Annotated in this window: 5 protein-coding genes; 3 read left to right on the top strand and 2 right to left on the bottom strand. The window is 73.8% G+C overall.

The window, feature by feature from the left end; translation table 11 throughout:
• Positions 1 to 3193 (bottom strand): NACHT domain-containing protein (locus ACWGDE_RS34055; RefSeq protein WP_453392921.1); only part of this gene is annotated, 3193 nt, incomplete at its 3' end.
• A gap of 127 nt (positions 3194 to 3320) precedes the next feature.
• Between ACWGDE_RS34055 and ACWGDE_RS34050 the strand changes: the two genes are divergently transcribed.
• From ACWGDE_RS34050 to ACWGDE_RS34040, 3 genes are read left to right on the top strand one after another with little or no spacing between them, the layout of a single operon-like run.
• The gene (locus ACWGDE_RS34050; protein ID WP_453392920.1) at positions 3321 to 4205 is read left to right on the top strand and encodes a sterol desaturase family protein; all 885 of its coding nucleotides are present in this window, start codon (positions 3321 to 3323) and stop codon (positions 4203 to 4205) included.
• Positions 4202 to 4927: a lysoplasmalogenase gene (locus tag ACWGDE_RS34045; RefSeq protein ID WP_453392919.1), complete on the top strand. Its 726-nt coding sequence runs from the start codon at positions 4202 to 4204 to the stop codon at positions 4925 to 4927. The genes ACWGDE_RS34050 and ACWGDE_RS34045 overlap by 4 nt, the downstream gene beginning before the upstream one ends.
• An 18-nt stretch (positions 4928 to 4945) precedes the next feature.
• Complete coding sequence (locus ACWGDE_RS34040) at positions 4946 to 5989, top strand: zinc-dependent alcohol dehydrogenase family protein (RefSeq protein WP_453392918.1); 1044 nt, start codon at positions 4946 to 4948, stop codon at positions 5987 to 5989.
• Between the two features lie 70 nt (positions 5990 to 6059).
• Here the strand turns inward: ACWGDE_RS34040 and ACWGDE_RS34035 are convergent.
• Positions 6060 to 6996 (bottom strand): S8 family peptidase (locus tag ACWGDE_RS34035; protein WP_453392917.1); only part of this gene is annotated, 937 nt, incomplete at its 5' end.

Raw genomic sequence — 6996 nt, 5'->3', positions numbered from 1 at the left:
CCAGCCGCTCCGGCGGGATCAGCTCCGTCCCGCGCGCGTGGGTGCCCCGGCGCAGCTCGACCACCAGCTCGTCCAGGTCCGCGAGCGGCGAGAGGTCCACGGTCCCCAGGCATTCGCTCAGCACCACCCGGCGCAGCTCCGGGAACTCGCGCAGCGCCTCCAGCGTCCCTTCCAGGGCGCACCGGATCAGGACGAGCCGGCCGAGGCGCTCGTACGGCAGGAGCGCCTCGGCCGACACCGGCGCCGCATGCCGGATCTGCAGGCTGACCAGGCCCCCGAGCGGCAGCGACCGCACCAGCTGGCGGTACTGGCCGCTCCCGGCGACCGTCAGCGTCGTGACGTCCGGCCACCGCTCGATCCCGTCGAGCGTCATCCGGCGGGCGCCCTGCCACAGGTGCAGCGCGGTCAGCGACCGCGCCGCCGGGACGTCCCCGATCCGGCGCTGCTCCGGTTCGAAGCCGATGACCAGGGAGCGCAGGCCCACCGCCCCCGCGAGCGGGGCGAGCGAGAGGTCGTCGCGCAGGTAGCCGAAGGCGAGGCTGTCCGTCTCCAGTTCGCCCACCACGTCGATCCCGGTCACCTTCGGGCAGTCGAGCACGCCCAGGTGCCGCAGGGAGGACTGACCGGCCAGCGGGGACAGGTCGGCCAGCCTCGGATTGCGGTGCAGGATCAGCGACTCCAGGTTCCGCCGCCGCGCGATCTCCGGCGGGACCGGCCCGTCCCAGCCGACGTGCAGCCGCCGGACGTGCCGGAGCCGGTCCAGGGCCCGCAGCTGGCCGGCCGTGCGCACGTGCAGGTGGGCGGTGTTCATGGGGGCGTCCGCCAGCACCGAGTCCACGTAGGCGTCGACGGGGAACCGCCCCCAGGCGTCGGACAGTTCGCGGCCCACCTCGTAGCGGTCGTCCGCCCGGAAGGCCGCGATCACCTGAAGGGCCCGGTCGCCGCCGACGAGCGCCGCCGTACGGATCGTCGCGGCGGCCTCGCCCTCGGTGAGCCCGGCCGACGGCTCCGGCAACAGCTCCAGCACCAGTTCGCCCGCCTTGGCCAGTTCCTCGGCCTGGCCCGGGGAGCGCGGGGGCAGCAGACGCGCCGTACGGGTCTGCACCTCGCGCCAGACCACCGGGTCCAGCTCCGGCGCGTGCTCCAGGCAGGCGGCCGCGAGCAGCACCAGCCGGCTGTGGTCGGGTCCGTCCTGGTCGGCGCGGTGCAGCAGCTGGCGCAGCAGGTGGGCGCGCTCGTCGGGCCGGGCGTGGCCCACCGCCATCCGGACCACGTTGTCCCAGGTGTACTCGTGCGCGTTGCGCACCAGCACGCCGAAGTCCCGTGCCTCCACCGCGGCCTTGGCGCCGAGGTAGTCCTGGAAGATCTGGTGGACGAACAGGACCGAGCCGGGTACGGGCTCGCGGAGCAGCCCGCTGCGGATCAGCAGGTGCCGGAACACCGTCTCGGCGCTGGCCTGCGCCCTGACCTGGGGCATGGCCTCGAGCGATTCGGCGATCATCGCGATCGTCTCGGCGGCGGTCGCCTCCACCTGCCCGTTGCGGATCATCCAGTACGCGAGCCGCTGGAGCAGCAGGGTCTGCTCGTCCCGGCTGAGGTAGACGCCCTCGATCCCGGAGATGTCGCGTTCGCTGTCGCGGCGGATCAGCAGCATGTCCAGGGCCGTGTCGTAGAGCTCCTTGCGGGCCCGGGGCAGGTGCATCCGCCGGTCCCGGTTCAGCGCGCACAGCAGGGCGCACATCAACGGGTTCGTGGCGAGCCTGCCCAGGTCCCGGCGCGATCCCACGGCCTCCAGGAGGGCCTTCTCGTACCGGTCGAGCAGTTCGCGCTCCCGTCCCGCGCCCTCGCCGTCCGCCTCCGCCCGGGCGGAGGCGTGCCAGTGCGTGATGAAGGCGCTCACGTCGTCGCGGTCCATCGGCAGCAGGGCGAGGGAGGAGAAGCCGTGCGCGGTCAGCCAGTCCTCGGGTACGGCCGAGTGGCGGGTGGTGACCACGAAGCGGGCGTCCGGGTACTCGGTGAGCAGGGCCCGCAGCCAGGACTCGGTCCTGTCGCGCAGTCGCGGAGGCACCTCGTCCACTCCGTCGACCAGCACCAGCGCCCGCCCGGAGGCGAGGAGCCCGGTGACCCAGCCCTCCGGGGGCGTCAGCGGTACGCCGGTGGCTGCCAGCCAGTCCCGCGGACGGGGCAGCCCGGCGGGAGAGTTGAAGGAGCGCAGCGGCAGCACGAAGGGGACCAGGCCGTTCCAGTCCCGCAGCTGGGGCCCGAAACTGCTCCGGGCGGCGTTCAGGGCCAGCCACTGGACGAGGGTGCTCTTGCCGGAGCCGGCCGGGCCGCGCACCAGCACCCGATCCGCGGCGTCGAGGGCCACCTCGGCCTTGACGGACGTCTGCAGGCCCGGCTCTTCCAGGAGCTCCCCGCCGCTGACCGCGAGGCTGATGTAGGCGAGGTCCAGCGACCAGTCCCGGCGGGCCTGGCTGAGGGTGAGGCCGAACAGCTGGACCCGGCCCTGGGCCTTGGCCACGTGCTGGGCGTACCGCTCCTCGAAGGCCTCGGCGGCGCGGTCGGCGCCCGTGCCGGGCGGGTCCTGCGGGGCGCCCCCGATGCCGCCGCTGCCCGGGCTGCCCGAGTTGCCCGGGCTGCCCGCGTCGGCCGTGCCCGCCCGGTCCCGAGCGGCGTGCGCGCGGCACAGCGCGACCAGTTCCCGGTAGGCGGCCCCGGCCGCGGGGCCGAGGACCGTGCCCGACGGCAGCGGGGGCACGGGGACCGCCGCGCCGGCCGCCGGACCCGCCGCCGCGGCTGCCGTGCCCCCCGCCGCACCGGCCGCGTCCGCCGCCTCCGCCGGGCCCGCCGTCCCCGCGGGGTCCGCCGCGAAGAGGGCCCGGGCCTCCTTCGGCGACAGCGCCGCGAAGGCCTCCCCGACCGCGGCCAGCGCCGCCCGCCGGTCGGGCGCGGGGAGCTCCGCGCCCGCCCCGGCCAGCAGGGCCGCCAGCTCGCGCGCGAGGCGCCGTACGCCGGGATCGCCCGGCTTGGCGGGCCTGAGCCGGCGCGCCCCGGGCCGGGACCTGGCCAGGGCCAGCGCCACCGCCTCGGCCGCCCGTAAGACGACCGTGTCGGAACCGGGCTCGGAACCGGGCTCGGAACCCGGCTCGGTACCCGCGGAGCCCGCCCCGGATCCGCCCTCGAAGTCCGTCATCCCCACGCCCTCCCCTTGGCCCGGACACCCTCACGACAAGCATCTCGTGAACCGTCGGTAACCCCGATGGATACCGATCGGTAACAACCACTAGCCGAGCCCCCGAACCCGCCTCTATGGTGCGGACATGCCGAACCTGCCCGATGTCGTGCTGTGGTCCATACCCGCCTTCGTACTGCTCACGGTCGTCGAGCTCGTGAGCTACCGCATCCATCCCGACGAGGACGCCGCCGGGTACGAGACCAAGGACGCCGTCACCAGCCTCGGCATGGGGATCGGCAGTCTCGTCTTCGACTTCCTCTGGAAGATCCCGATCGTCGCGATCTACACCGCGGTCTACGAGCTCACCCCGCTCCGCGTCCCCGTCCTGTGGTGGACCGTCCTGCTGATGCTGCTCGCCCAGGACTTCCTCTACTACTGGCAGCACCGCGGCCACCACGTCATCCGCATCCTGTGGGCCTGCCACGTCGTCCACCACAGCAGCCGCAAGTTCAACCTCACCACCGCGCTGCGCCAGCCCTGGACCAGTGCCACCTCCTGGCCCTTCTACCTGCCGATGATCGCCCTGGGCGTGCACCCGGCCGCCATCGCGTTCTGCTACTCCGTCAACCTCGTCTACCAGTTCTGGATCCACACCGAGCGGATCGGGAAGCTGCCCCGCCCGATCGAGTTCGTCTTCAACTCGCCCTCCCACCACCGCGTCCACCACGCCTCCCAGGGCGGGTACCTGGACCGGAACTTCGGCGGGATCCTGATCGTCTGGGACCGGATGTTCGGTTCCTGGGTGGGGGAGACCGACAAGCCGGTCTTCGGCCTCACCAAGAACATCAGCACCTACAACCCGCTCCGGGTCGCCACCCACGAGTACGCCTCCATCGCCCGGGACGTGCGCCGCGCCGCCACCTGGCGCGAGCGGGCCGGACGCGTCTTCCGCGGCCCCGGCTGGCAGCCCGCCCCCGCCGCCCCCGCCGAGACGCCCGCGCCCGCGCCCGCCCCGGAGCACGCCGCGTGAGCGCCGCCGGAGCCACCGGCCGCGCGCAGCCCCGTACGCCGTCCTGGGCGCGGCCCGCCGCACCCGCCGGGACCGGCGCCGCCGGCCGGCTGCTGCTCGCCGCCTTCGTCCTCGCCGCCGCCTTCGACCTGGGCTCGCTGCTCGCCGGCTGGCACCTGGGCCACGTCCTCGCCAAGCCGCTGCTCATGCCCCTGCTCATCGGCCACGTGATCACCCGCCGGGCCCCCCGGCTGCTCGTCCTGGCCCTGCTGTTCGGCTGGGGCGGGGACCTGGCCCTGCTCTTCGACGCCGATCCCGCCTTCCTGATCGGCATGGGCTCCTTCGCCGCCGGGCACGTCTGCTACCTCGTGCTCTTCGGTCGCCGCAGCAGCGGCCCGGTGCTCGGCATCGCGTACGCCGCCGCCCTGCTGTCCACCGTCACGCTGCTCTGGGGCGACCTGCCCGCCGAGCTGCGCGTCCCCGTCGCCGGGTACAGCCTGCTGCTCACCGCCATGGCCTACCGCTCCAGCGCCCTCGGGTGGCGGGCCGGGCTCGGCGGGGCGCTGTTCCTGCTCTCCGACACGCTCATCGCCACCGGGGTCGCCGAGTGGCCCCAGCTGCCCCGCCCCGACTTCTGGATCATGGCCACGTACCTGGCGGCCCAGTACCTGCTGGCCACGGGAGCACTCGCCGCGGAGCGGGCGTACGGTAGGGAGGTCCTACAGGGCTCAACCATTTCCTAACCGGAGGACTGCACCACCATGCGCGCCACCGTCATCCACGCCCCGCACGACATCCGCGTGGAGGAGGTGCCCGACGCTGCGATCCAGCGCCCCGAGGACGCCGTCGTCCGCGTCCTGCGTGCCTGCATCTGCGGCAGCGACCTCTGGGCCTACCGCGGCGAGGCCGCGCGCCAGCCCGGCCAGCGGATCGGCCACGAGTTCCTCGGCATCGTCGAGGAGACCGGCTCCGCCGTCTCGGGCCTGAGCGCCGGAGACCTCGTCGTGGCCCCCTTCATGTGGTCCGACGGCACCTGCGACTACTGCACCGAGGGCCTGTACACCTCCTGCGAGCACGGCGGCTTCTGGGGCTCGGTCGGCCACGACGGCGGCCAGGGCGAGGCCGTCCGCGTCCCGCACGCCGACGGCACGCTCGTGAAGCTGCCCGCCGACGCCGTCTCCGACGACCACCTGCTGACCGCGCTCCTCGCGCTGTCCGACGTCATGGGCACCGGCCACCACGCCGCGCTGGGCGCGGGCGTCCGCAAGGGCTCCACCGTCGCCGTCGTCGGTGACGGCGCGGTCGGCCTGTGCGGCGTCCTCGCCGCCAAGCGCCTCGGCGCCGACCGGATCATCGCACTGGGCCGCCACACCGTCCGTACGGACATCGCCAAGCTCTTCGGGGCCACCGACGTGGTCGCCGAGCGCGGCGAGGCGGCCGAGGCGGCCGTCCGCGAGCTCACCGGCGGCCAGGGCGCCCACTCCGTCATCGAGGCGGTCGGCACGGAGCAGTCCATGCGCACCGCCGTGAACATCACCCGCGACGGCGGGGCCGTCGGCTACGTCGGCGTCCCGCACGGCAGCGGCACCGGCCTCGACCTCGGCGTCATGTTCGACCGCAACATCAGCCTGCGCGGCGGGGTCGCGCCGGTCCGCGCGTACATCCCCGAGCTGCTCGCGGACGTGCTCAGCGGCGCGATCGACCCGTCGCCCGTCTTCGACCGGGCCGTCTCCCTCGACGAGGTCCCGGACGGATACCGGGCGATGGACGACCGCAGCGCGCTCAAGGTGCTGATCAAGCCCTGATCCGGAGTGCGGAAAGGGCCGGACGGGATGATCCCGTCCGGCCCTTCCGTCGTTCCTGTGCGGGGTGCTCCTACTTGACGGCCTTCAGCGCGTCGACCACGCCGTATCCGTAGTAGCCCGTCTGGCCCCACTTGCTGGCGCAGGTGGTCGCGTCGACCAGGACGCCGGCGGAGTTGTAGACCTGCGCCGGGCAGTCCGCCTTCGTGGCCTGGGCCTTGAGCATCAGCTGGATCTGCGCCGGAGACGCCCACGGGTGGCGGCTCTTGAGCAGCGCCGCGACACCGGCGACGTGCGGGCCGGCCATCGAGGTGCCCTGCTTGTAGCCGTAGCCGCCGCCCGGGAGGGTGGACAGCACGCGGCCGTTGGCGTCCGGGGTGGCCGGGATCTGCCACTTGTCGCCGCCGGGGGCCGCGACGTCGACGACGCCCAGGCCGTAGCTGGAGTAGTACGACTTGAAGCCCTTGTCACCGGTCGCGCTGACCGTGACCACGCCCGGGAGCTGGGTGGGCAGGTCCAGGCAGACGTGCGGGTCGATCGTGCGCGTCACCGGGGTGGCGTCGTCGGGGCTGGTGGCGTCCTCGATGGCGTTGGACGCCAGGTCGTGGTTGGAGTTGCCGGCCGAGGCCACGCTGAGCACGCCCTTGCGCTCGGCGTACTTCGTCGCCCGTCCGAGGGCCTCCACCAGCGCCTTCTGGTCGTCGTCCGACTTGCAGTTGTAGAGCCAGGGGTCGACGTAGTAGCTGTTGTTGGTCACCTCGATCCCCTTCTCGGCGGCGAACATGAAGCCGCAGACGACCGCCTCGGTGTAGAAGAGGCTGGTCGCGGGCTCGCTCACCTTGATCGCGGCGACCTGGACGCCGGGCGCCACGCCGCTGATGCCGATCCCGTTGCGCGCGGCCGCGATGGTGCCCGCCACGTGGGTGCCGTGGTCGCTGCCGTCGGCGTACGGACGCCAGGCGCCCTCGGTGGTGTCGGCGACGCCGCCGAAGCAGTTGGCGGTCTGGCCC

The sequence above is a fragment of the Streptomyces sp. NPDC054956 genome (genome assembly GCF_053609185.1).
The sequence above is the reverse complement of the archived record's forward strand: the minus strand, read 5'-3'. Positions and strand labels throughout refer to the sequence as shown.

Excerpts from the sequence above, each read along its gene's own strand:
- ACWGDE_RS34050 (WP_453392920.1), top strand. The coding sequence starts at position 3,321 with ATGCCGAACCTGCCCGATGTCGTGCTGTGGTCCATACCCGCCTTCGTA.
- ACWGDE_RS34040 (WP_453392918.1), top strand. The coding sequence starts at position 4,946 with ATGCGCGCCACCGTCATCCACGCCCCGCACGACATCCGCGTGGAGGAG.